Below are 24,280 nucleotides of genomic sequence, written 5' to 3' on the forward strand. Positions count from 1 at the left end.
CCAGCGCACGCGCCGCCTTGAACGGCTCGGGTTGCTTGGGAGCGGACAGCGGAAATGGCCGTACCCGCACCTTTGCGCGTGATCGCATGCCATCGGCGTCCGTTCCCTTTCAGGCTGAACAGACAAGGACGGATCGCACGTGTCAAAATCCCTGGACAGTTTCAAATGCCGCCGCACCCTGACCGCGGGTGGCGCTGACTATGTCTATTTCGACCTCACCGAGGCCGAGAAGAACGGCCTCGCCGGCATCGCCCGGCTGCCCTATTCGATGAAGGTGCTGCTGGAGAACCTGCTGCGCAACGAGGACGGCCGCTCGGTCACCAAGGAAAGCATCCAGGCGGTGGCCGGCTGGCTGACCGACAAGGGCACCGCCGGCGTCGAGATCGCCTACCGTCCGGCCCGCGTTCTGATGCAGGATTTCACCGGCGTTCCGGCGGTGGTCGACCTGGCGGCCATGCGCGACGGCATCAAGGCGCTCGGCGGCGATCCGGAAAAGATCAACCCGCTGGTGCCGGTCGATCTCGTCATCGACCACTCCGTCATCGTCGACGAGTTCGGCACGCCGATGGCCTTCGCCCGCAATGTCGAGCTCGAATATGAGCGCAACGAGGAGCGCTACAAGTTCCTGAAATGGGGCCAGCAGGCGTTCCGCAACTTCCGCGTCGTGCCGCCCGGCACCGGCATCTGCCACCAGGTCAACCTCGAATATCTCGGCCAGGTCGTGTGGACGAACAGCGAGGACGGCGAAACCACCGCCTATCCCGACACCTGCGTCGGCACCGATTCGCACACCACCATGATCAATGGCCTCGGCGTGCTCGGCTGGGGCGTCGGCGGCATCGAGGCCGAGGCGGCCATGCTCGGCCAGCCCGTCTCCATGCTCTTGCCGGAGGTCATCGGCTTCCGCCTCACCGGCAAGCTCAAGGAAGGTGTCACCGCCACCGACCTCGTGCTCACCGTAACCCAGATGCTGCGCAAGAAGGGCGTCGTCGGCAAGTTCGTCGAGTTCTTCGGCCCCGGCCTCTCCAACATGACGCTGGCCGACCGCGCCACCATCGGCAACATGGCGCCCGAATACGGCGCCACCTGCGGCTTCTTCCCGGTCGACAGCGAGACCATCCGCTACCTGACGATGTCCGGCCGCGACGAGAACCGCATCGCGCTGGTCGAGGCCTATTCGAAGGCGCAGGGCATGTGGCGCGACGCCGGCTCCGCCGACCCGGTCTTCACCGACCTGCTCGAGCTCGACCTCGGCGACGTCGTGCCGTCGATGGCAGGCCCGAAGCGCCCTGAGGGCCGCGTCGCGCTGGAAGGCATTCCGGCCGGCTTCGCCAAGGCGATGGAGACCGAGTATAAGAAGGCCGCCGATATCTCCAAGCGCTACGCCGTCGAAGGCACCGACCACGATCTCGGCCATGGCGACGTCGTCATCGCCGCCATCACCTCGTGCACCAACACCTCGAACCCGAGCGTGCTGATCGGCGCCGGGCTGCTCGCCCGCAACGCCAACCGCGTGGGCCTGAAGCAGAAGCCGTGGGTGAAGACCTCGCTGGCGCCAGGCAGCCAGGTGGTCGCCGAATACCTGGAAAAATCCGGCCTGCAGAAGGAGCTCGACCAGATCGGCTTCAACCTGGTCGGCTTCGGCTGCACCACCTGCATCGGCAATTCCGGCCCGCTGCCGGCGCCGATCTCCAAGACCATCAACGATAAGGGCCTGATCGCCGCCGCGGTCTTGTCCGGCAACCGCAACTTCGAGGGCCGCGTCTCGCCGGACGTGCAGGCGAACTATCTCGCCTCGCCGCCGCTGGTCGTCGCCCATGCGCTGGCCGGAACGGTGACCAAGGACCTGACCACCGAGCCGCTTGGCGAGGACAGGAACGGCAACCCCGTCTACCTCAAGGACATCTGGCCGAGCGCGGCCGAGATCCAGGAGTTCATCGAGAAGAACGTCACGCGCGAGTTGTTCGCCCGCAAATATGCAGACGTCTTCAAGGGCGACGAGTACTGGCAGAAGGTCAAGGCGCCAGAGGGCCAGACCTATGCCTGGGACGACAGCTCGACCTATGTGCAGAACCCGCCCTATTTCGCCGGCATGACATCGGGCTTCGGCAAGATCGGCGACATCAAGGGCGCGCGCGTGCTCGGCCTCTTCGGCGACAAGATCACCACCGACCACATCTCGCCGGCGGGCTCGATCAAGGCCGCCTCGCCGGCCGGCAAGTACCTCACCGAGCATGGCGTCGGCGTCGCCGACTTCAACCAGTACGGCACGCGGCGCGGCAACCATGAGGTGATGATGCGCGGCACCTTCGCCAACATCCGCATCCGCAACCACATGCTGGGTGAGAACGGCCGCGAGGGCGGCTACACGATCCACTATCCCTCGAAGGAGGAGATGTCGATCTACGACGCCGCGATGGAGTACAAGAAGGAAGGCGTGCCGCTGGTCATCTTCGCCGGCGTCGAATACGGCAACGGCTCCTCGCGCGACTGGGCGGCCAAGGGAACAAATCTCCTGGGTGTCCGCGCTGTCATCGCCCAGTCCTTCGAGCGCATCCATCGCTCGAACCTGGTCGGCATGGGCGTCATCCCCTTCGTCTTCGAGGACGGCACCTCATGGGCCTCGCTCAACCTCAAGGGCGACGAGCTGGTCGAGATCGACGGCCTGGACGCCATCAAGCCGCGCCAGAAGATGACCGCCAAGGTCACCTACGGCGACGGCACGGTGAAGAACATCCCGATCATCTGCCGCATCGATACGCTGGACGAGCTCGACTACTTCAAGAACGGCGGCATTTTGCAGTACGTGCTGCGCGATCTGGCAGCTTGATAAGGGAGTAGGTTAGTAGGGCAGTAGGAAGTAGGGAAGAGACACCCCTATTCCCCTATTCCCCTATTCCCCTATTCCCCTATTCCCCTATTCCCCTATTCCCCTATTCCCCTATTCCCCTATTCCCCTATTCCCCTATTCCCCTCCGCACTTCCCGCACGCCCCACAATCCAGCGGCAATAAAGGCAAGGTTGGTCAAAGCATTAGCCGGCTCTGCCCAAAGTTCCGGCCCGGTCCGCTCGCAATAAAGATCGACGGGCGTCGGGAGAGTTTGCCACATGACGATGATGCGCCCTCCTAATCGAACCGCGGCATGAAGTGGAGGGGTCTTTCCTATTGCGGCCCTGGGCGTGCTTGCAACGCCGAAAATTTCACCGCAACGTGACTTCCCGTTGACTGGCGGTTCTGCCACATATTTTAGCAATCAGAACAAGGCCGGCGTCACCGGCGGGAATCGGAACGGCCATGGCATTTGCAAAACCCTTGCGGCTCGCGGTTCTTGCGCTGGCCCTGTCGGCAAGCGCCGGCACGGTGCTTGCAAGCGAGCCAGAGAGCGCCCGGGCCGATAAACAGCAAACCGACAAGCCGCTCGGCGTGGTCGAGCTTTTCACCAGCCAGGGCTGCAGCTCCTGTCCGCCGGCCGACGAGTTCTTTGCCGAGCTTGCCAGCAAGGAGGACCTCGTCGCGCTCGCCTATCACGTCAACTACTGGGACTATCTCGGCTGGCAGGACACGCTGAGCAGCAAGGAAAACACCGACCGGCAGTACGACTACATGCGCGCCTTCGGCAGCCGCTCTGTCTACACGCCGCAAGCCGTCATCAACGGCCGCAGCCACGTCAACGGCGCCAGCCGCAAGGAAGTCGACGGCACGCTGGCGCGCCTCAACCGGACCGGCGAAGGCATGCGCGTCGGCATCAAGGTCAGCCGCACCAGCGACCGCGTCATGATCGATGCCGGCGACGCCGGCAACGGCCCCAACGACGCCCATGTGGTGATCGTCTATTTCGATCCGCCGCAGATGGTGAAGATCGGCCAGGGCGAGAACAGCGGCCGCAGCCTGACCTATTGGAACGCCGTCTCCGACATCCAGATCGCCGGCATGTGGCACGGCAAGCCGCAGCGCTACGAATTGCCGATGACCGAAATCGCCAAGAAGGCCGGCTGCGCGGTGCTGCTGCAATCCGTCGGCAAGGACGGCATGCCAGGCCCGATCCTCGGCGCCGCCTTCATCCGCAAGCCCGACCGGCTTTAGAGCTTCCTCGTCCTAGAGCATTCCAGGAAGTGCGTATCGGTTTGCGTCCGGAATTGCGTCAAAACAAAGAGATAGAGCGGTTCAGCGTTTCCACTGAAACGATGAATAGCCAATAGAATGGGACGATTGTCGTTCAGGCACTATCGCAGGAGAAGACAACCGACAAATTGTTAGCAGGCATCTCGATCGCCTCGCGGAGACTAAGTCGAGAGGCCTCACCCACGCGTTCAAGATCAGCAATATCACGCACACCCCAAGATGGGTTGCGCTCCTTTAGAGATGCGTCGAAAGCGGCGTTGGATGGTGCGTTGTGTGTGCCGTCGCGCATGAATGGCCCGTAGAGAACAAGAAGCCCACCAGTGCGGAGCAAACGGCCAGCGCCTGCAAACAATCCTAAACTTGCCGCCCACGGCGCGATATGAACCATATTGATCGACACGATGGCGTCAAACGGCGCCGTTTGCTCGACGCCCCATAATCTCGAGCACACATCTATTTCAAGCGGCGCGAGCACATTATTCAGCCCAGAAAATTTGATCCAGCTAGAGGTGCTGGCGCGTGCGTCGGCATCAGGATCGCTTGGCTGCCAGGTGAGGTTGGGCATCGCTTCCGCAAAACACACGGCGTGCTCCCCGGTCCCGCAGCCAATCTCCAGCACCACGCCATGTGTCGGAAGAACACGCTTTAGGACCGCGAGGATCGGTGCCAAATTTCGCGCAGCTGAAGGCGAGAACATGCGCTGGTCGGGGCTCATGCCGCGCTGTTCAAGAGCAACAGGCGAGCGGTTGTCATTCTCCTCGGGCATGGGCCGCAGATCCTCCGGGGCCGACGTTTCCCGCTTTATAGCTGAAATGATGGAACCGGATCCCGAAGATTTTGGACTGCAAGGCCTCGTCGAAGGAATATCCGAGGATGGTTGGAATTGGTCCTTCGCGTCGTGTGCCAAGCGTCAGCTTCTTCATCACTAGGAGCGAAGCGACGCAGCGCAGACCCAAGGATCACGAAAGCCAAGCAGTAAAAAACCGGCGTCAGCTTGCTTCTGACGCCGGTCATTTAGGTTTTGGGATCGTCGCACCCGATTTTCCGAGGGAAAACCGAGGTTGGTTCGATCCGACGCAGACCCGTGGGCGGGGGGCTTGGGGTTTACGAGCCGGTGCCGGACCGAACCGTCTCAGGCAACGCCGGTAAACTCGTCGGACATTGGGGCATGAGCGCGGTTAGAAAATGGCAGAAATGTGGCAGAGCATCACCAATTCCAACAGGAGGTTCACAAACGTGACTGGACGTGACGGAAACAGCGCTGCGCTGGCATGCTTCGCCGGCTCTTGCAATTCCATGGCGAACGGGCCAACTTCTGAAGGCGAAGATTCATTCGAAGGATCTAGGCATGACCGATCGCGGTGGCAGTGGGACGGAGGATGGGGACGCATCCGCAATATTGATCCCGCTGCATGAGGCCCGACGCGAGCGCCTCGACCAGCCGGTGCGCTTCGACCGGCGCGAACTCGATCAGATCCTCAGGCTCTACGGACGCATGGTCGCCGCCAATGAATGGCGCGACTACGCCATCGACCATCTCTCCGACCGCGCCGTCTTCTCCGTCTTCCGCCGCGCCAGCGAGGTTCCGCTGTTCCAGATCGTCAAGGATCCGAAGCTGGCGCGCCGCCAGGGCGCCTTCTCCGTCATCGCCGCCGGCGGCCGCATCCTGAAGCGCGGCCAGGAGCTCGGCCGCGTGCTCGGCGTCTTCGATCCAAAGCTGAAGGTTATCGAGGCTTGAGCTGGGAGTCGAAGAGGAACTGAGGAACTGGGGAACTGACGAATTGAAGAATTAGGGAAGAAGGCACTCAGCGCCTGGTGTAACCGCCGCCTTCCTTTTGTTCTCCAATTCTCCAGTTCCTCAGTTCCCCCTTAGTCCATCACGGAACCGCCGCTCCGGCCACGAATCCGAATCCGGCGCACGTCCTGCCCCGCCATTCAGCGACAGCTGCATGAAGACCGTGTCCAGCCAGCGTCCGTGCTTGTAGCCGGACCCTTCCAGGCGCCCGGAATGGCGGAAGCCGAGCTTCTCGTGCAGCCGCACCGACGCGCTGTCGGCATGGCCGTCGCCGATGACGGCGATGATCTGGCGGAAGCCGGCCGCCTCGGCCGCGTCGATCAGCCCTTGCATCAGCAGCCACCCGACACCCTGGCCCTTCGCCTCGGGCGCGACATAGACGGAATCCTCGACGACGAAGCGATAGGCCGGGCGTGGCCGGAACGGACCGGCATAGGCATAGCCGAGCACCGCGCCATCCTTTTCCGCCACCAGATAGGGGAAGCCGCCCGCCGTCAGACCGTCGAATCGGCTGCCCATCTCGGCGCGGCTCGGCGGCTCCAGCTCGTAGCTGGCGGTGCCGTGCGTCACCGCATCGGCGTAGATTTCCGTGATTCGGTCGAGGTCCGCGGCGCCGGCGGCTCTGATCGTGATGCTGCTCATAATTTATGCAAATCTTTCACCTGCCCTCCATAACAGCAAAGGCAGGCGCAAAAGAAAAGGGCGGCCATTGGGCCGCCCCTCGTGAACTCAGTAGTCCAGTGCCGTTCAGCGGCGGTCGCCCATGAACTGCAGCAGGAACATGAACAGGTTGATGAAGTCGAGATAGAGCCTCAAGGCGCCCATAGTCGCCTTGCGGCCGGCGACATCGCTGGCGTCGCCGTCGAAATACATCTCCTTGATCTTCTGCGTGTCGTAGGCGGTGAGGCCGGAAAAGATCAGCACGCCGATCGCCGAGATGGCGAAGGACAGCGCCGACGAGGCCAGGAAGATGTTGATCACCATGGCGATGATCAGGCCGAACACGCCCATGACCAGGAACGAGCCGAACGCTGTCAGGTCGCGCTTGGTCGTATAGCCGTAGAGCGACAGCGCGCCGAAGGCGGCCGCGGTGGCGAAGAAGGTCTGCGAGATGCTGGCGCTCGTATAGACCAGGAAGATCGACGACAGCGACAGGCCGACAAGGCCGGCATAGACCCAGAACGTGGTCTGCGCGGCCGAAACGCTCATCGACTGGATGCGGGCCGACAGGAACAGCACCGGCGCCAGCGGGGCGAGGATGACGACCCAGCGCAGCGGCGAGCCGAAGATCGCATAGCCGAAGGAGGTCAGCATCTCGCCGCTCGGCAGCGTAGCGACCGCCGAGGCCGGGTCAGTGGTGGTGGCCAGCATGATCGTGCCGATAGCGGCAAGGCCGGTGATGAGCAGGCCAAGCCCCATCAGATTGTAGACCTTGATCATGTAGGCGCGCAGGCCCTGGTCGATGTCCGCATCGACACGGGTGCCGGGCACGGCGCGCGTCTGGTAGTTGCGAATGGGATCAGCCATTGGAATTCCTCTGTTGCTTCTGCCCCGTCCGGTGTCCGGCCTTTTCTGGCCCAGGCGCCGCTGGCAGGGCTCCAGCATGCCTGCGCGGAATATGATGGTTCTTCGCCTGAAGAACAAGTCCGTAACCGGCTGTAACGGTTCGTGAGAAGGTAAAAAGCCGCTTCGACGGCCTTTTTCGGGGGCATTCTTACCAAGATTTAACCCGGCGCGGGTGTCGCGAGCCCGGCAAATCAGAGATTGCGCAGCACCGGCGCCGCCTTGTGCCCGAGCACCCGCCAGGTTCCGGCAAGGCCGATGCCGACCGTGACGGCCAGCGAAAACAGCATCGTCGCCATCGCCACTTCCGGCATGAAATGCGATGGCAGCGTCATGATGCGCGCGACCACGAACCAGGCCGCGACGCCGCCCGCCGCCAGCGCGAAGACCGCCGTGGCAAGGCCGATCAGCACATATTCCAGCGAGAACGCCGTGATCAGCGTCCTGCGCGTCGCGCCCAGCGTCTTCAGCACCACCGCATCATGGATGCGCGCCCGGTTGCCGGCGGCGAGCGCGCCGGAGAGCACCAGCACCGATGCGATCAGCGCCACGCCGGCGGCGGCGCGGATCGCGGTGCCGAGCTGGCCCACCAGCCGGTTGACGATGTCGAGCGCATCCTTGACCCGGACCGTCGTCACCGCCGGAAAAGCGCGGGTGACGGCGTTGAGCAGACGGGCGTCGTCCGCCGTGGACGCGTTCTTGTCGGTCAGCGTCGCCAGCCAGCCATGCGGGGCTCCGGCGAAGGTGTTGGGCGAGAACACCATGACGAAATTGATGCCCATCGTCTCCCATTCGACCTGGCGGAAATTGGCGATCCTGGCGGTCACGTTGCGTCCCAGCACATTGACGGTGACGGTGTCGCCGAGCTTCAACCCGATCTGCCGCCCCTCCTCGGCCGAAAACGACACCAGCGGCTCGCCGGCATAGTCCTGCGGCCACCACGCGCCTTGCGTCAGCGTCGCGTTGGCGGGCATTTTGGCATCGTAGGTCAGGCCGCGGTCGCCGCGCAGCACCCAGGCGCCTTCCGGCGGCACGCTCACCTTGCCGACATCGATGCCGTTCAGCGCCATCACCCGTCCGCGCAGCATCGGCACCTTGGCCAGCGTTCCGCCGGGGGCCTCCTTGCCGATCAGCGCCGAGAAGGCGTCGACATCGCCGCTCTGGATATCGACGAAGAAGAAGTTCGGCGCCCGTTCCGGCAGGCTGCCGGAGATCTGGCGCCTGAGATTGCCGTCGATCAGCGCCAGCGTCACCAGAAGCGTCAGCCCGAGCCCCAGCGACAGCACCACCGACGGCGTCAGGGCGCCCGGCCGGTGGATGTTGCCCAGCGCCAGCCTGAGCGCGACCGAGCGGACACGCGGGCTCTTCCGCGCCGCCCATTGCACCAGCGCGCCGACCAGTCGCAGCACCACGAATGCGACGATCGTGGCGCCGACGAAGATCGAGGCGATGCGGCGGTCGCCGGAAAACAGGATGGCGAGCGCCGCCAGGAAGAGCGCGATGACGACCGCCGCCGCGACATAGGGCAGGCGCGGGAAGCCGCGGCTCTCAAAACCCATCTCGCGAAACAGCGCCGTTGCCGGCACGTCGCGGGCGCGCCCGAGCGGCAGCAGCGCAAAGGCCAGCGTCACCAGCAGGCCGAACAGCGCCGCCATGGCGAGCGCGCCTGGATAGAAACCGCCTTCCGCCGGCACCGGGATGACCGACTGCAGCGCGGCGCTCGCCGCGAACGGCATCGCCGCGCCGAGGATCAGGCCGGCGACGATGCCGACGCCGGCAATCAGCAGGATCTGCACCAGATAGATGGTGAAGACGAAACCGCCGGAGGCGCCGAGGCTCTTGAAGGTGGCGATGACGCCGCGCTTGCCGTCGAGATAGGCGCGCACCGCGTTGGCCACGCCGACGCCGCCGACCACCAGCGCCGTCAGCCCGACCAGCGTCAGGAATTGCGAGAAGCGCTCGATGTTGGAGGACAGCGCCGGTGCAGCGTTGCTGCGCGTGCGGATCGACCAGCCGGCCTCCGGAAAATCCTTGGCCGCGCGATCCTGGATCGCCTTGAGATCGGCCTCGCTGGCGCCGGCGGGCAGCCGGACCTTGTAGGCGTTCTCGACCAGGCTGCCTGGCTGGATCAGGCCCGACGCGGCGAGCCCTTCGGTCGAGACCAGCAGCCGCGGCGCGAAGCCGAAGCCGTCGGAGACCGCGTCCGGCTCGTTCACCAGCCGCGCGCGCAGCTCGAACGTGGCGCCGCCGAGTTTCACCCGGTCGCCGAGCATGAGGTTCAGCCGGTCGAACAAAAGCTCGGGCGCCGCGGCGCCGAAGACGCCGGACCGCTCGCCGAACAGCGACGCGCGCGGCAGCGCCGGCTCGGTCGCCAGCGCGCCGAAGAGCGGATAGGCGTCATCCACCGCCTTGGCTTCGACCAGCGCCTGGTCCGAGCCGTCCTCCAATCGCGCCATCGAGCGCATGCTGGCGCTGTGCGAGATCGCGCCCAGCCCGCCGAGGAAATCGCGTTCGGCCGATGTCGCGTCGCGCTGGTTGAGCTGGAAGCGCAGGTCCCCGCCAAGCAGCGTCTGGCCCTGGTTGGCGACGCCGGCGCTGATCGCCTGCGCCACCGAATTGACGCCGCCGATGGCGGCGACGCCGAGCGCGATGCAGGCGAGGAAGATCAGGAAGCCGGACAGTCCGCCGCGCATCTCGCGCAGCGAGAAGCGGACCGCGAGCTTCAACGTCCGCGACAGCGCCATCAGGCCGAAACCTTCACCGGCTTCGGCGCGTCCTCGATCCGGCCCGAGCGCATCGACACCTGGCGCGAGCAGCGCGCGGCGAGTGATTGGTCATGCGTGACCAGCACCAGCGTCATGTCGCGCTCGGCCGCCTTGGCGAACAGGAGGTCGGCGACCTGCCGTCCCGTCGCCTGGTCGAGATTGCCGGTCGGCTCGTCGGCAATCAGGATGCGCGGCGAGGGCGCCAGCGCCCGGGCGATCGCCACGCGCTGCTGCTCGCCGCCCGAGAGCTCGCCGGGATAATGGGTGACCCGATCGCTGAGCCCCACCGCCGCCAGCTCGCGCGCCGCGACGCCGAACGGGTCGGCATGGCCGGCGAGCTCGAGCGGCACCGCAACATTTTCCAGCGCCGTCATATTGGGGATGAGGTGGAAGGACTGGAACACGATGCCGATGTTTCGCCCCCGAAACGAAGCGATCTGATCCTCGCTTTTACCGTTGAGTAGCTCGCCGGCGATGCGGACCGTTCCGGAATCGACCCTTTCCAGTCCGGCGAGGACCATCAGCAGCGTCGACTTGCCGGAACCCGAAGGGCCGACAATGCCGGTCGCCTCGCCGGCCGCGACATCGAGGCTGACGCCCTTCAGCACATGAACGGAGGACGCGCCTTCCCCCAGCGTCAGCGATACGTCTTTCAGCACGATGACGGCTTCTGTCACAATGAAAGCGTCCTATATCGGTAGAGAAGGGCTAGAGCATCGGAGCCAAAGTGGAGAGCGGGAAATCCGATGCTCAACCAGGAACCCGCCTTCGCCTGAAGACCATTTCCGCTCATATGGGGCCTGCCGCATGGCTTTCAAATACACTCTGGCCGCAGCCCTCGTTCTTTTCGCCGCGATCGGCAGCGCCGTTTCATCGGCGAGCGCCGAGACGTTCAGGATCGTCGGTTTCGGCGACAGCCTGATGGCGGGTTTCAGCCTCGGGCCCGGTGAGGGTTTCACCGATAGGCTGCAGGCAGCGCTTCGCGCCAAGGGTCTCGATGTCAGCGTCGCCAATGCCGGCGTCTCCGGCGACACCTCGAGCGGCGGCCTGGCGCGGCTCGACTGGTCGGTGCCCGACGGCACCCAACTGGTGATCCTCGAGCTCGGCGCCAACGACATGCTGCGCGGTGTGGCGCCGGCCGTCCCCGAGAAGAACCTCGACGAGATGCTGGCCAGGCTCAAGGCGCGCAAGATCGGCGTGCTGCTGGCCGGCATGCGCGCCGCGCCCAATCTCGGCGCCGACTACCAGAACGCCTTCGACGCCATCTATCCGAAGCTCGCCGCGAAATACGGCGTTCCGCTCTATCCGTTCTTCCTCGACGGCGTCGCCGGCGTGCCCGGCCTGCAGCTTGGCGATAGGCTGCACCCCAACGCCAGGGGCGTCGACAGGATGGTCGAAGGCATACTACCGACGGTGGAGAAGTCGATTGCTGCGGGTGGCGGCGCGTCGTGAGGCAGGAAAGTCACGGTTGCCGTTGGGGAAACCGCGAGGTCAATAAACCGCTTGCCCCGCTTGGATATCGATGATTCGCTAGGGGCGTGAGTTTCGATTCGAGGACAGGAGGCTTGCCATGCCGCGTCTTTTCACCGCCCTCGAAATTCCGCGTGACGCCGCTCTTTCGCTGTCCCTGCTCCGGGGCGGCCTGCCCGGAGCCCGCTGGATCGACGTCGAAAACTACCATCTGACGCTGCGCTTCATCGGCGATGTCGAGGGCCATGTCGCCGACGAGATCGCCAACGCGCTGGACCGCGTCCACCGCCCGTCCTTCTCGCTGACGCTCTCCGGTGTCGGCGCCTTCGGCCAAAAGAAGCCGCACGCCGTATGGGCCGGCGTCGCCGTCTCGCCGGACCTGACCGCCCTGCAAGGCGAGATCGACCGCATCTGCCAGCGGCTCGGGCTGCCGGCCGATCCGCGCAAGTTCATGCCGCATGTGACGCTGGCGCGGCTGCGCAATTCAAGTCCGCTCGACGTAGCGCAGTATCTTTCGGCGCGCGGCAATTTCTCGGCGCTGCCCTTCCGCGTCGGCCGTTTCGTTTTGATGTCGTCGCGCGATTCGGTCGGCGGCGGCCCCTATATCGTCGAGGAAGCCTGGCCGCTGTCGGGCGCCGACGCGCGCGCTGCCAGCCGCTTCGCCAGCGCCTCCGACGCCTCGCGGATCATGCGATAGACCTCGGCGAACGCGTCCGGCCCGTCATAATAGGGGTCCGGCACCTCGCCCGCGGCGCCGTCGGCAAACTCCAGGAACAGGTGGATGCGCTCGCGCATGGCGGCGGGCGCGATCGCCTTGAGGTCGCGGACGTTCGCCCGGTCCATGCCGAGGATCAGGTCGAAGCGGGAAAAATCCTCCGGCACCACCCTGCGCGCCCTTTGCCCGGAAATGTCGATGCCATGATGCGCCGCGATCGAGATCGAACGCGGATCGGGAGCGGAGCCGACCTCCCAGCCGCTGGTCGCGGCCGAATCGAGCATGATGGTTCGGCCCAGCCCGCGCTCGGCCAGCACGGCGCGCAACACGCCTTCGGCGATAGGCGAGCGGCAGATATTGCCGAGGCAGACGAACAGGATGGAATTTATCGGCTTTGCGCTCATCGATCCGGCGCCGTTTTTGTGCATGTCATGTCCCAAAACTGCGACGCACTTGCGGACGACATGCATTATGGTGAGGGTCAAAAGCCGAAATAGCACGGGACAAAGACATGACGAGAGAAAAACTGGGCAAGGATGCCGTCCTTGCCGCTTTGGCGGAACTCGGCGGCTGGTCGCTGGCCGAGGACGGCGCCTCGATCAGGCGCAGCTTCGGTTTCAAGAACTTTTCCGAGGCCTTCGCCTTCATGACCCGCGTCGCGCTCGCGGCTGAAAAGATGGACCATCACCCCGACTGGTCGAACGTCTACAAGACCGTGGACGTCACGCTGAACACGCATGATGCCGGCGGCGTCACCGCACTCGACATCGAGTTGGCCAAGAAGATGAACCGCTATTTTGGCGGCTGAACTCTTGTGATGGGGCGGCGCTTTCACCACATTTTCCCCCGGCGGCCGTGCACCGAACCAAGCGCGCGGCGCCAAGGAGAAGAAGATGGCGCGGCAACCCGGTTTTGATTTCTTCGGCTTCGGCGACAAGCTCGCCGGCGAAGGTGAGGTGCGCGAAAAATTCTGGCGCACAGCCAAGAAGGCCGCCCGGCAGATCCCGTTCATGGAAGAGGTGGTCGCTGCCTATTACTGCGCCTTGGACAAGGACACGCCGATGCGCGCCAAGGGCATCCTGCTCGCCGCGCTCGGCTATTTCGTGCTGCCAATCGATTTCATCCCCGATGTCATCTTCGGCCTCGGCTTCACCGACGACCTCGCCGTGCTGACCGCCGCGATCACCGCGGTCAGCTCCCACATCACGCCCGCGCACAGGCAGGCCGCCAGGGACGCGATCGCCGACAAGGACTGAGCCCGAACCGGCGCAAGCGCTTGTTTGAAAAGTCAAACTCTTGCCGCTTTCGTATCCTCCAAGTCGGCGCAGGGACGTCCCGCCTGCCGCCCTTTGTGGCGACGGCGCGGGAATGGCGGCGGTTTCCTGGGGTGAGGGTCCTTTTCTTGAGGAAAATTCACCGTTTGGTAACCCTGATTAAATCAAAATGAAGCGACGGGCAGGACGCCGCAACGGCCTGCCGCCGCACCATTTGGAATACGGGAAAAACGATGCGCGGATTGATTGCTACAGTTTCCAGCCTGGTCCTGGTGGCCCTGGTGGCGCCCGCGCTGGCGCAGTCGGCGACCAAGATCGGCCAGCACAATGCCTGGGGGACCTACAGCTACCAGGCATCAGGCGGCAAGGTCTGCTACGTGCTCACCGTGCCGACCGACAAGCAGCCGGCGACGCTCGACCATGGCGACATGTTCTTCTTCGTCAGCCAGCGGCCGGGCCAGCAGGTGTCCTACGAGCCGCAATTCATCGCCGGCTACAATTTCCAGGAAGGCTCCAAGGCCACCGTCACCATCGACAAGAAGACCTTCTCGATGTTCACCCGCGGCAAGTCGGCCTGGGTCGAGAACGCGGCGGAAGAGCCGGTGCTGATCGCCGCCATGAAGACCGGCACCGACATGAAGGTGCAGGCCAAGTCCGGTCGCGGCAACCCCACCTCCTATGTGTTCTCGCTGAAGGGCATTTCGGCCGCGCTGGCCTCGATCGCCAAGTGCAAGTAGGCTGAGGCCCCCTTGACGGCGGACAGCGACATCGACCGCGCCATCATGCAAATGGTGATGGACCGTTGACGGAAGACGGCCATGGTCCTCGCGAAAACCGAAGAGGCGCTTCGCAAGGCGGGCGTCCAGTTTTCCAGGGACGATATCGCCGGGCGACTGGAAGCTCTCGACGCGCGCGGCGACATTGAAAGCCTGGGAGACCTGACGCTCTGGCGCAACAGCGAGGTCCGCCTCCCGCAAGTGAAAGCGGAAGAACGATAGCTCAGCCCGGCGCGGGCATCGTCTCCCCTCTGCGCCGCCGGATCGCCTCGGCAATGAAGACGCGCGACAGCGCATGGTAGAGCGGCTCGTTGGAGATCAGCCTCGCCGTGCCGTAGCCCAGCATCGCTGCGCACATCAGCGCGATGACATTGTCGTGGTTGCCGGTCATTTCGAGGATGATGACGAAGGCCGTCATCGGCGCCTGCACGACGCCGGCGAAATAGCCGGCCATGCCGAGCAGCGCCGCCGTGCCGGTGGCCGTGCCGAAGACCAGGCCGAGCGTGCTGCCCAGCCCCGCGCCCACCGCCAGCGACGGTGCGAAGAGACCGCCCGGAATGCCCGACACCATCGACAAGAGGCCGGCGGCGAACTTCTCGACGAAGAAGAGGGTCGGCAGCGGCGTGCCTTCGATCGCCCCGCGCGCCTGCGCATAGCCGGTGCCGAAGGTCAGCCCGCCGGACGCGACGCCGATCACCGCCACGGCGAACCCGCAGACAGCCGCCACCACCAGCGCGCGCGGCAGCGGCTGCAGCGCGTTCCAGCGCCGGATGCGGCGCATGACCTTCAGCGCAAGCAGCGAGAACAGCGCGCCGACACCGCCGCCGATGATGCCGCAGGCAAGCACCAGCGGCCAGTCGGTGGCAAACGCCACCGTGTCCTTGGCGACGCCGAAATAGGTGTAGTTGCCGAGCAGTCCGAGCGAGGCGAGGCCGGCCAGGATCACCGCCGTCAGCACCAGCCCGTTGGTGCGCGCCTCATAGGCCCGGCCCATTTCCTCGATGGCAAAGACGATGCCGGCAAGCGGCGTGTTGAACGCGGCGGCGATGCCGGCGGCGGAGCCGGCCAGGATCAGCCCGCGCGCCTGCGCCATGCCGCCCCAGCGCGCCGCCTGCAGCATCAGCGAGGCGCCGACCTGCACCGTCGGACCCTCGCGGCCGATCGAGGCGCCGCAGGCGAGGCCGACGACGGTGAGCGCGATCTTGCCCGCCACCAGCCTGAGCGACAGGATGCGGCTGCGATCGTCCTCGTCGCGCAGATGCCGCGCCGCGATCGCCTGCGGAATGCCGCTGCCTTGCGACCCCGGGAAGAAGGAATGCGCCAGCCAGGCGCAAAGGACGAAACCGAGCGGCGTCACCACGAGCGGCAGATAGAAGCGCCAGCCGCCCTCATTGCCGGTCATGATATGGAACAGAGCCTGCGCGCGGTCGGCAAGCAGCGCGAACAGGACGCTGATCAGGCCGATCGAGACGGCGCCGGCCCAGAAGACGAGACGCGGCTGCCAGACGCGCCGCGACACCCACATGGCGCGCGAACGCCGCATCAAGCGGTTTTTTCGGGATATGCCGGCCATGACGAACCTCGTGGTGACAGGCCCGGCCTAGCATAATGACGGAGCCGATCAACCCGGGCGGCGAGTCCGACGCTATGCCGGCACCGCATCGGAACGGGGTTCAAGGAGATGTGATCGGAATACCCGCCGGCGCACCGGCCGGCGGGAAGGTCGGCGCGCGTGCTTGGCGATGTTCACATCGCCATTTTTTCACACTCGGCCTGGGCCTTCTTGGTCGACGTGTCGATCATGTAGGCTTTGCCCTTGGCGTCGGTCATCATCATCATGCAGTGCTTGACCGGTTTCGCCATCTTCATCATCTCGGCGCTCATCTTGGCGTCCGGCATCATCGTGCCCATATGGCCGTCGGGCGAGATCGCCGTCACCTGGCCGGCCTTCATCATGGTCATCGTTCCCATCGTGTCTTCGGCAAATGCCTGTGCCGCGGAAAGGCCGAGGAGGCCGGCGATGACAACAAGCTTGATCGAGTGCATTCCGCATACTCCCATTTTGCAGGGGCACAGTCGCCCCTTTCAGGGTTCGCGAAGGCGCCTTGGGTCGTTACGCCAACACGAATATGTGATCGATTTGCGCAGTGCGAGGGATGCGGCGCCGCCTCAGGGCGGTCGAGCGAATGATGACACGACTGGCAAGGTCGCGCCCGCCCCGCATGACTCCGCTCCGAACCTGTGCTATGCGCCGCGCTTCATTTCGGGCACGATGCTGAAATCGGCCGCAAACCGCTTATATTGGCGCAACCATGACCCTTTCACTTGATCTTACCGCCGAAGGCGCGCGCGACGCCTTGCGTGCTCGCGCCACGCCGGCCGAAAAGCCGACGCTGATCGGCCTCACCCGGGCCGAGCTCGGCGCCGCCCTCGTCGAGGCCGGCATCGTGCCGGAGCGCCAGGCGAAAATGCGCGCCCAGCAGCTCTGGCACTGGATGTATGTGCGCGGCGTCTCCGACTTTTCCGGCATGTTCAACATCTCCAAGGATCTGCGCGCCGAACTCGACAGGCATTTCACCGTCGCGCGGCCCGAGATCGTCGAGGAGCAGATCTCCGCCGACGGCACCCGCAAATGGCTGTTCCGCTTTCCGCCGCGCGGCGCCGGCCGCCCGGTCGAGATCGAGACCGTCTATATCCCCGAGGAAGGCCGCGGCACGCTCTGCATCTCCTCGCAGGTCGGCTGCACGCTGACCTGCTCGTTCTGCCACACCGGCACGCAGAAGCTGGTGCGAAACCTGACTACGGAAGAGATCCTGGCGCAGCTGCTCACCGCCCGCGACCGCCTCGGCGACTTCCCCGACCGCGACACGCCCGACGGCGCCATCGTGCCGGCCGAGGGCAGAAAAGTGTCCAACATCGTCATGATGGGCATGGGCGAGCCGCTCTACAATTTCGAGGCGGTGAAGAAGGCGCTGCTGATCGCCTCCGACGGCGACGGCCTGTCACTTTCGAAGCGCCGCATCACGCTGTCGACCTCCGGCGTGGTGCCGGAAATCTTCCGCACCGGCGAGGAGATCGGCGTCATGCTGGCGATCTCGCTGCATGCCACAAACGACGACCTGCGCGACCTTTTGGTACCGATCAACAAGAAGTTCCCACTGAAGGAGCTGATCGCCGCCTGCCGCGCCTATCCCGGCCTCTCCAACGCCAGGCGCATCACCTTCGAATATGTGATGCTGAAGGACGTCAACGATTCGCTCGACGACGCCAAGGCGCTGGTCAAGCTCTTGAAGGGCATCCCGGCCAAGATCAACCTGATCCCGTTCAACCCGTGGCCGGGCACCAACTACCAGTGCTCGGACTGGGAGACGATCGAGAAATTCGCCGACTACATCAACAATGCCGGCTACGCCTCGCCGATCCGCACCCCGCGCGGCCGCGACATCCTCGCCGCCTGCGGCCAGTTGAAGTCGGAGTCGGAGCGCATGCGCAAGGTCGACCGGCTGGCGCTGGAAGCGATGATGATCGCGGGGCACGGCGAGGCGTGAGCCGCTTCGTCGCCTACCTCATCCGCTTCGCTGTCATCCTGGTCGGCTACATCGCCGCCTCGTTGGCGGCCAGCGCCTTCCTCAACATCCTGTTCCTGGGCTCGCTCGGCTATACGCCCGACCAGGCCCACCCGACGGCGACCGCCTCGCTCTATTTCTCGATCCCCTTCGTGGCGTTGTTCGTCGCCTATTTCGCCTTCATGCCGGCGGCGGTCGTCATCGTCGCCGCCGAGATCCTCGGAGGGCGCGACTGGCTGTTCTATGCGATCGCCGGCGGCGGCGTCGCCGCGGCCTTCCTCGGTTTCGTCCGCCAGAGCGGCGATCCCGACTTCGTCATCACCGATACCAGCGCCATCCTGGCGGTGATCGGCTCCGGCATGGTCGGTGGCATCTTCTACTGGCTCGCCGCCGGTCGCTGGGCCGGCAGCTGGCGCGAGACCCAGCCTATTTCGCCTGGGCCGTCAGGATCTTGAGCGCGAAGGCCGAGAACACGCCGCCGAACAGATAGTCGACCACCCGCATCACGCGGGGGCTCGCCCTCATCGCCGCCGAAAATCTTTCCGCCGCCAGCACCATCGGCACCACCACCGGCGTCGACAGCACGATGAACATGACGCCGAGGAAGAACAGCTTTCCGGGCGCGTTCGGGTCGTGCGCGGAGACGAACTGCGGCAAAAACGTCATGAAGAACATGATGATCTTCGGGTTGAGCAAATTGACGCCGAGCCCGGCCGCCCAGCTGCGGAACAGCGAGATACGCGGGCCGGCCTTCTTCTCCGGCGAGAAGGCCGAGCCCTTGCTGACCGCTTGCCACGCCAGAAAGACCAGATAGCCGGCGCCGAAGATTTTCAGGACGAAAAAGGCCATCGGCGAGGCGACGATCAGCGCCGAGACCCCGACCGCCACCAGTGTGGTGTGGATCAGCGTGCCGCAGAGCGCCCCTGCCATCGAGGCAAAACCGGTGGTGCGGCCCTGGCTCAGCGTCCTTGACACGAACAGCGTCATGTCGGGCCCCGGCGTCATCGCCAGGATCACCGTGGCGATGGCGAACTGGATCAGCGTCGTTGCGTCGGGAAGCAAGGACATCGGTCGCGCGCGCCCTAGAGAAGGATCGCGGAGCCTATAACGCAGCCATTTCAGCTTCGCCAGCGGCTGACCGGCGCGGCGTCTGGTCCAGCCCTTGCTGGCATCAAAGGCCGGTTCGTCTCTTGCGCAGCCCGGAAACGCCGTGATACCTCGCCCGCGAAACCTTTCCCGCGGAACCGCCAAAAATGTCCAAGACCAAAAGCGTGAAGAAAGTCGTGCTCGCCTATTCCGGCGGCCTCGACACCTCCATCATCCTGAAATGGCTGCAGACCGAGCTCGGCGCCGAAGTCGTCACCTTCACCGCCGACCTAGGCCAGGGCGGCGAGCTGGAGCCGGCCCGCCGCAAGGCCGAGCTGATGGGCATCAAGGACATCCGCATCGTCGACGTGCGCGAGGAATTCGTCGCCGACTTCGTCTTCCCGATGTTCCGCGCCAATGCCGTCTATGAAGGCACCTACCTGCTCGGCACCTCGATCGCCCGGCCGCTGATCTCCAAGCACCTCGTCGAGATCGCAAAGGAAACCGGCGCCGACGCGATTGCTCACGGCGCTACCGGCAAGGGCAACGACCAGGTCCGTTTCGAGCTGTCGGCTTACGCGCTTAACCCCGACATCAAGGTCATCGCGCCGTGGCGCGACTGGTCCTTCAAGTCGCGCACCGACCTGCTGAACTTCGCCGAACAGCACCAGATTCCCGTGCCGAAGGACAAGCGCGGCGATGCGCCGTTCTCGGTCGACGCCAACCTGCTGCACTCCTCCTCGGAGGGCAAGGTGCTGGAGGATCCGTGGACGGAACCGCCGGAATTCGTCCACCAGCGCACCGTCTCGCCGATGGACGCGCCGGACAAGGTCACCGAGATCGAGATCGAGTTCCTCAAGGGCGACCCGATTGCGCTGAACGGCAAGAAGCTGTCGCCGGCGACGATGCTGGCCGCGCTCAACGACCTCGGCCGCGACAACGGCATCGGCCGGCTCGACCTCGTCGAGAACCGCTTCGTCGGCATGAAATCGCGCGGCGTCTACGAAACGCCCGGCGGCACCATCCTGATCGCCGCCCACCGCGCCATCGAATCGATCACGCTCGACCGCGGTGCCGCCCACCTCAAGGACGAGTTCATGCCGCGCTATGCCGAGCTGATCTACAACGGCTTCTGGTTCTCGCCCGAGCGGCTGATGCTGCAGGCGATGATCGACAAGAGCCAGGAGGATGTCGAAGGCACTGTGCGGCTGAAGCTCTACAAGGGCAATGTGATGGTCACCGGCCGCAAGTCGAAGAAGACGCTCTATTCCGACGCGCTGGTCACCTTCGAGGACGACCGCGGCGCCTACGACCAGAAGGACGCCGCCGGCTTCATCCGCCTCAATGCGCTCCGGCTGAGGACGCTCGCAGCGCGCACGCGCAAGGGCTGACATAGTTGCTGCGGGACGCTGTGCCGGTCCCCGCGAAGGCAGAAACGACCAAGAAACCCGGTGGACACGCCGGGTTTTTATTTCCATCTCCTAATATAAGGGAAATAAGAGCGACCGGACTAAGTTCCCGTTTGACCTTTCGGCAGCTTCATCTAAGTTCCGCCGCGGGATCGGCGGGGTTTTGACAGTGAAAAAAGCTATTTCTGTTCTGCTTGCGACGGCTATCGCTTTCGCGGCGTGCCAGACGTCACAGGCCGCGAAGCGTGAGGCCAAGCCGGATCTGGACGGCTGCATCGCCGAAGCCCGCGCATGGAACATCACGCTCAAGCACGATATCGCCGGTTTCATGGGTGTGTCGCTGGAGCGCATGCCGGCCCTGTTCTGCGAACGCCTTGCCGCCGGCGTGCGCAGCGGCCGCATCACCTATTCCGATGTCAACAACCTGCAGCTCGACCAGCCGACCGAAATCTGGATGGTCCTCAAGGGCAAGCCAAAGCCGGCTGCGGTTACGAAAACCCCGGCGCCGCGGACGTCCAACTTCCGCAATTGCACCGGGAGAGACGGCATCTTCCAGGTTCCCGCCTCCCGCAAATGCCCGCCGGGCGGCTACGGGCATTTCGAGCAGCCGTCCGAAAGGGAGATTAAGGCCAGGTCAAGCGTGGCCACCTCAGCGCCGCGGAACGCCAGATTCCATACCTGCTCAAATGTTTTCACCGGCACCTTCGAGGTTCCCGCTTCCCGGAAATGCCCCTTGGGCGGCGGCTAATCGTAAGTTGCCGGACTCTCGCTGGCGATCGAGGGCAGGCCAAGGGCGGCTCCTCCGCCTCTTCCAGGTTCCCGATTCCCAGAAATGCCCATTGAGCGGCTACGCGCATTATTGAGACCGAGTGATTGGGCTTTGAGCCTGATCCTAGCTATGGAGGGACTTCGACGATGAAGAACGGTATTTTTCTCTTGCTTTCAGCGGCAGTCATCTTCGGCGGATGCCAGTCCTCGCAAGCCCTGGCGGCACCGACGTCCAAGTTCCGCACCTGCAGCGGATTTGACGGCCCCTTCCAGGTTCCCGTTTCCCGGAAATGTCCGGTGAGCGGCTATGCGCATTCCGACGAACCGACCAAAATGGACACCAAGGGCAGGTCAAAGGCGGCTACGGCGCCGCGGTCGTCCAAGTTCCGTACCTGTAGCGGATTTGACGGCCCCTTCCAGGTTCCCCTTTCCCGGAAATGCCCGGTGAGCGGCTATGCGCATTCCGACGAGCCGACCAAAATGGACACTAAAGCCAGCTCAAAGGCGGCTACGGCGCCGCGATCGTCCAAATTCCGCAACTGCAGCGGCATTGACGGCAGCTTCCAGGTTCCGATTTCCCAGAAATGCCCGTTGAGCGGCTACGCGCATTACTGAGAGCGAACCTGGTCGTTCCGAGCGACTGGGCTTCACCTGCTCCATAAACAAAAAGCCCGGCACATGGCCGGGCTTTTCTGTCGAGTGGAGATGGCATCAATTGCCGTCGATCGCTTCCGCGATGCGGGCAATGGCCTGCTGGTAGACGCTGGCCGAGTTCCAGCCGGCAATGGCGCCCATATTCGCCTGATAGCTCGCGCCGGCCCGCCAGCCATGGCCCTTGAGGTAGTTGGCGGTGGAAGCGAGCGCGGTATTCCTGTCGCGCAGGTTGCCGTTGCCGACCCCGTACTTCAGGACGTTTCCGGGCAGGAACTGCGTGTGGCCGATTTCGCCATGCATGGCGCCCACGGAAGCGGAGGTCAACGTTCCGCGATCGACCAGCTTCAGCGCCGCAATGGCATGCGGGTAGAAATAGTCCGGGCGGCGGCAGTCATAGGTAAGCGTCAAAATGGCGGACACCGTGTTCTGGTTGCCCATGGAGGCGCCGAAGCCGGTCTCCATGCCCCAGATGGCGAGCAGCACGCCGGGCGGCACGCCGTAGGTCGATTCGATCTTGTCGAACAGCGCCGCGTTCGACTTCTTCAGCGAACGGCCCTTTGAAATGATCGCGGCCCCGCCGCGGCGCTTCATGAAATCTTCCACCGAGCCGCTGAACGCTTTGTGGATGGCGCGGTCGGCGGAGATGGTCCTTGTCGCGTAGGTCGCGCCTGCCAGAGCAGACAGACCCCTCGAGCCGACACCTTCGGCCTGGGCCTGTGCGGCAAAGTCCTGCTTCCAGGCCTCGAAGCCGGCGCTGTTCTTGCCGCAACTGCCGGCTGCCTGCGCGCCCGTCGCCAGCGCAAGCACCGCCATCACCGCGGCCGCAAAAATCTTTCCCTTGGCAAGAAATGCCATCTCGTTCTCTCCTGATTGCCTGAATCACGTCCCGGTTGCGAATTTGCCAGTGAAACGCCCGGTTGTCACCGCCCCCGCGGCTGCACTGGTTGCTCGATGCAGGCGAATGAAGCGGAATTTGCCTACGATCAAGTATTTATTGTGGCGGAGGGGCTCGATACATATGGATGATGTTGATGTTGTGATCATCGGCGCCGGCTCGGCTGGGCTCTCAGCCGCGAAAACCCTGCGCGCCGCTGGCGTCTCCTTCAAGCTATTGGAAGCGATGGACCGCATCGGCGGCCGCGCCTGGACCAGCGACCGGCATTTCGGCGTCCCCTTCGACATTGGCTGCGCCTGGCTGCATGCCGCGGACCGCAATCCCTATTTTCCCGAGGCGCAGGCCGCCGGCTGGACGCTGCACCATCACGATATGAACGTCGACCATCTCTACTACCGCCAGCGCAAGGCGAGCGAGGCGGAAGAGGCCGAGATGAAGGCCGCCGACGCGCGGCTGTTCGAGCTGCTCGCCACGCATAAGGTCGAGGAAGGCGACGACGACCGGCTTTCGGCGCTGCTCGCCAAGGGCCAGGCGCCGCGCGCCGCAGCCACCTTTGCCGGTCCGATGGATTTCGGCGCCGACGAGGACGAGATCTCGATCCGCGATTTCCAGGCCGCCGCCGACCTCGACCCGAATTATTTCAGCAAGGAAGGGTTCGGCGCGCTGGTCGCGCGTTTCGGCGCCGACGTGCCGGTCGAGCTATCGACCCCGGTGCGCCGGATCTTCTGGAACGGACCGGATGTCGCCTGCGTCACCGATCGCGGCACCGTTCGCGCCAAGGCGGTCATCGTCACCGCCTCGCCGGCCGTGCTCGCCTTCGAGGAGATCGCCTTCTCGCCGGCCCTTCCCGACGCGCATTTTTCCGCCTTCTTCGATCTGCCGATGGGCATGCTGACCAAACTGCCGGTCGAGGTAAGTGCAACCAGGCTCGGCCTGCAGCCCTTCGACGATCTGCTGATCGAGCGGCTGGCCAGGCACGACATCTATTTCCTCTGTTTTCCCTTCGACCTCGACCTGATGGTCGGCTTCGTCGGCGGCGACTTCGCCTGGGAGATGTCGGCGGCCGGCGAGGCGGCGGGCATCGACTTCGTCGTCGACCGGCTGTGCGACATTTTCGGCGCCGACACCCGCAAGCATGTCGGGCGCGCCATGATGACCAACTGGGGCGGCGAGCGCTACGTGCGCGGCGCCTATGCCGCGGCGCGGCCCGGCCGGTCGGAGGCGCGCGCCACGCTGATGCAGCCGGTGGCGGACAAGATCTTCTTCGCCGGCGAGCATCTGGCGGGACCGCTGATCCAGACCTGCGGCGGCGCCCGGCTGTCGGGCGAGAGCGTGGCGCGGCAGGTGGCGGCCGTGCTTGCGGCCAAATAGCGCTGGAACGCCTGGTCGCGACCGGGCGTTTGGGTGGCGCGCGATCCCGC

At 64.7% G+C, this 24,280-nt stretch carries 25 protein-coding genes; 15 read left to right on the forward strand and 10 right to left on the reverse strand.

Annotation, left to right across the window (positions count from 1 at the left end; translation table 11 throughout):
* The first annotated feature begins 139 nt into the window (after positions 1-139).
* A complete protein-coding gene (gene acnA / locus EN857_RS18145) occupies positions 140-2,830 on the forward strand; it encodes an aconitate hydratase AcnA (RefSeq protein WP_127285881.1) in 2,691 nt (896 codons plus the stop codon).
* Positions 2,831-3,295: 465 nt separating this feature from the next.
* Positions 3,296-4,084 (forward strand): thioredoxin family protein, encoded by a 789-nt coding sequence (locus EN857_RS18150; RefSeq protein ID WP_127311029.1) that lies wholly within the window; start codon positions 3,296-3,298, stop codon positions 4,082-4,084.
* Positions 4,085-4,217: 133 nt separating this feature from the next.
* Here the strand turns inward: EN857_RS18150 and EN857_RS18155 are convergent, their stop codons facing one another.
* Positions 4,218-4,889 carry a DUF938 domain-containing protein gene (locus EN857_RS18155; protein ID WP_127311028.1) on the reverse strand — a complete coding sequence of 224 codons (672 nt, stop codon included), beginning with the start codon at positions 4,887-4,889 and terminating at the stop codon, positions 4,218-4,220.
* A gap of 582 nt (positions 4,890-5,471) precedes the next feature.
* Between EN857_RS18155 and EN857_RS18160 the strand changes: the two genes are divergently transcribed.
* Positions 5,472-5,861, forward strand: a complete 390-nt coding sequence (locus EN857_RS18160; protein WP_126057429.1) for a DUF2794 domain-containing protein — start codon at positions 5,472-5,474, stop codon at positions 5,859-5,861.
* 120 nt (positions 5,862-5,981) lie between these two features.
* Here the strand turns inward: EN857_RS18160 and EN857_RS18165 are convergent, their stop codons facing one another.
* The 4 genes from EN857_RS18165 to EN857_RS18180 form a co-directional block, all read right to left on the reverse strand.
* Complete coding sequence (locus tag EN857_RS18165; protein ID WP_127286706.1) at positions 5,982-6,560, reverse strand: GNAT family N-acetyltransferase; 579 nt, start codon at positions 6,558-6,560, stop codon at positions 5,982-5,984.
* 105 nt (positions 6,561-6,665) lie between these two features.
* Complete coding sequence (locus EN857_RS18170; RefSeq protein ID WP_127286705.1) at positions 6,666-7,445, reverse strand: Bax inhibitor-1/YccA family protein; 780 nt, start codon at positions 7,443-7,445, stop codon at positions 6,666-6,668.
* A gap of 230 nt (positions 7,446-7,675) precedes the next feature.
* Positions 7,676-10,225, reverse strand: coding sequence for an ABC transporter permease (locus EN857_RS18175; protein ID WP_135858957.1), 2,550 nt, complete (start codon positions 10,223-10,225; stop codon positions 7,676-7,678).
* Complete coding sequence (locus EN857_RS18180) at positions 10,225-10,923, reverse strand: ABC transporter ATP-binding protein (protein ID WP_135858959.1); 699 nt, start codon at positions 10,921-10,923, stop codon at positions 10,225-10,227. Before EN857_RS18180 ends, EN857_RS18175 begins: the two co-directional genes overlap by 1 nt.
* A 130-nt stretch (positions 10,924-11,053) precedes the next feature.
* Here EN857_RS18180 and EN857_RS18185 point away from each other — a divergent pair, with 130 nt between their 5' ends.
* A complete protein-coding gene (locus EN857_RS18185; protein WP_135858966.1) occupies positions 11,054-11,698 on the forward strand; it encodes an arylesterase in 645 nt (214 codons plus the stop codon).
* A 118-nt stretch (positions 11,699-11,816) separates the two neighbouring features.
* Positions 11,817-12,413, forward strand: a complete 597-nt coding sequence (thpR, locus tag EN857_RS18190) for an RNA 2',3'-cyclic phosphodiesterase (protein ID WP_127286664.1) — start codon at positions 11,817-11,819, stop codon at positions 12,411-12,413.
* Here thpR and EN857_RS18195 read toward each other — a convergent pair.
* The gene (locus EN857_RS18195) at positions 12,317-12,835 is read right to left on the reverse strand and encodes a low molecular weight protein-tyrosine-phosphatase (protein WP_135859011.1); all 519 of its coding nucleotides are present in this window, start codon (positions 12,833-12,835) and stop codon (positions 12,317-12,319) included. The genes thpR and EN857_RS18195 overlap by 97 nt on opposite strands.
* A 107-nt stretch (positions 12,836-12,942) precedes the next feature.
* Between EN857_RS18195 and EN857_RS18200 the strand changes: the two genes are divergently transcribed.
* From EN857_RS18200 to EN857_RS18215, 4 genes are all read left to right on the forward strand, one after another.
* Positions 12,943-13,239: a 4a-hydroxytetrahydrobiopterin dehydratase gene (locus EN857_RS18200; protein WP_127391714.1), complete on the forward strand. Its 297-nt coding sequence runs from the start codon at positions 12,943-12,945 to the stop codon at positions 13,237-13,239.
* Positions 13,240-13,324: 85 nt separating this feature from the next.
* Positions 13,325-13,687: a YkvA family protein gene (locus EN857_RS18205; protein ID WP_135858970.1), complete on the forward strand. Its 363-nt coding sequence runs from the start codon at positions 13,325-13,327 to the stop codon at positions 13,685-13,687.
* 251 nt (positions 13,688-13,938) lie between these two features.
* Positions 13,939-14,442: an invasion associated locus B family protein gene (locus tag EN857_RS18210; RefSeq protein WP_135858972.1), complete on the forward strand. Its 504-nt coding sequence runs from the start codon at positions 13,939-13,941 to the stop codon at positions 14,440-14,442.
* Between the two features lie 81 nt (positions 14,443-14,523).
* On the forward strand, positions 14,524-14,703 hold the full coding sequence (locus tag EN857_RS18215; RefSeq protein WP_135858974.1) for a hypothetical protein: 180 nt from the start codon (positions 14,524-14,526) through the stop codon (positions 14,701-14,703).
* 1 nt (position 14,704) lies between these two features.
* Here the strand turns inward: EN857_RS18215 and EN857_RS18220 are convergent, their stop codons facing one another.
* Positions 14,705-16,054: a chloride channel protein gene (locus EN857_RS18220; protein ID WP_135858976.1), complete on the reverse strand. Its 1,350-nt coding sequence runs from the start codon at positions 16,052-16,054 to the stop codon at positions 14,705-14,707.
* 173 nt (positions 16,055-16,227) lie between these two features.
* Entirely contained in the window at positions 16,228-16,527 is a 300-nt protein-coding gene (locus tag EN857_RS18225; RefSeq protein WP_135858978.1) for a hypothetical protein, read from the reverse strand.
* 266 nt (positions 16,528-16,793) lie between these two features.
* Here EN857_RS18225 and rlmN point away from each other — a divergent pair, with 266 nt between their 5' ends.
* Positions 16,794-18,029, forward strand: coding sequence for a 23S rRNA (adenine(2503)-C(2))-methyltransferase RlmN (rlmN, locus tag EN857_RS18230; protein WP_135858981.1), 1,236 nt, complete (start codon positions 16,794-16,796; stop codon positions 18,027-18,029).
* Positions 18,026-18,502, forward strand: a complete 477-nt coding sequence (locus EN857_RS18235; protein WP_135858983.1) for a hypothetical protein — start codon at positions 18,026-18,028, stop codon at positions 18,500-18,502. Before rlmN ends, EN857_RS18235 begins: the two co-directional genes overlap by 4 nt.
* Here EN857_RS18235 and EN857_RS18240 read toward each other — a convergent pair.
* Positions 18,474-19,115, reverse strand: coding sequence for a LysE family translocator (locus tag EN857_RS18240; RefSeq protein ID WP_135858985.1), 642 nt, complete (start codon positions 19,113-19,115; stop codon positions 18,474-18,476). The two genes, EN857_RS18235 and EN857_RS18240, sit on opposite strands and share 29 nt — an antisense overlap.
* A 185-nt stretch (positions 19,116-19,300) precedes the next feature.
* Between EN857_RS18240 and EN857_RS18245 the strand changes: the two genes are divergently transcribed.
* From EN857_RS18245 to EN857_RS18255, 3 genes are all read left to right on the forward strand, one after another.
* Entirely contained in the window at positions 19,301-20,524 is a 1,224-nt protein-coding gene (locus EN857_RS18245) for an argininosuccinate synthase (RefSeq protein WP_127283964.1), read from the forward strand.
* A 187-nt stretch (positions 20,525-20,711) separates the two neighbouring features.
* Positions 20,712-21,290 carry a hypothetical protein gene (locus tag EN857_RS18250; protein ID WP_245511337.1) on the forward strand — a complete coding sequence of 193 codons (579 nt, stop codon included), beginning with the start codon at positions 20,712-20,714 and terminating at the stop codon, positions 21,288-21,290.
* Positions 21,291-21,457: 167 nt separating this feature from the next.
* Complete coding sequence (locus EN857_RS18255) at positions 21,458-21,925, forward strand: hypothetical protein (RefSeq protein ID WP_127308930.1); 468 nt, start codon at positions 21,458-21,460, stop codon at positions 21,923-21,925.
* Positions 21,926-22,021: 96 nt separating this feature from the next.
* Here EN857_RS18255 and EN857_RS18260 read toward each other — a convergent pair whose 3' ends face one another.
* Entirely contained in the window at positions 22,022-22,819 is a 798-nt protein-coding gene (locus EN857_RS18260; RefSeq protein ID WP_135858988.1) for a lytic transglycosylase domain-containing protein, read from the reverse strand.
* Positions 22,820-22,982: 163 nt separating this feature from the next.
* On the opposite strand from EN857_RS18260, the gene EN857_RS18265 reads away from it, so the two are divergent.
* Positions 22,983-24,230: an NAD(P)/FAD-dependent oxidoreductase gene (locus EN857_RS18265; RefSeq protein ID WP_135858990.1), complete on the forward strand. Its 1,248-nt coding sequence runs from the start codon at positions 22,983-22,985 to the stop codon at positions 24,228-24,230.
* The last annotated feature ends 50 nt before the right edge of the window (positions 24,231-24,280 follow it).

Source organism: Mesorhizobium sp. M4B.F.Ca.ET.214.01.1.1, assembly GCF_004791545.1.
GTDB lineage: Bacteria > Pseudomonadota > Alphaproteobacteria > Rhizobiales > Rhizobiaceae > Mesorhizobium > Mesorhizobium abyssinicae.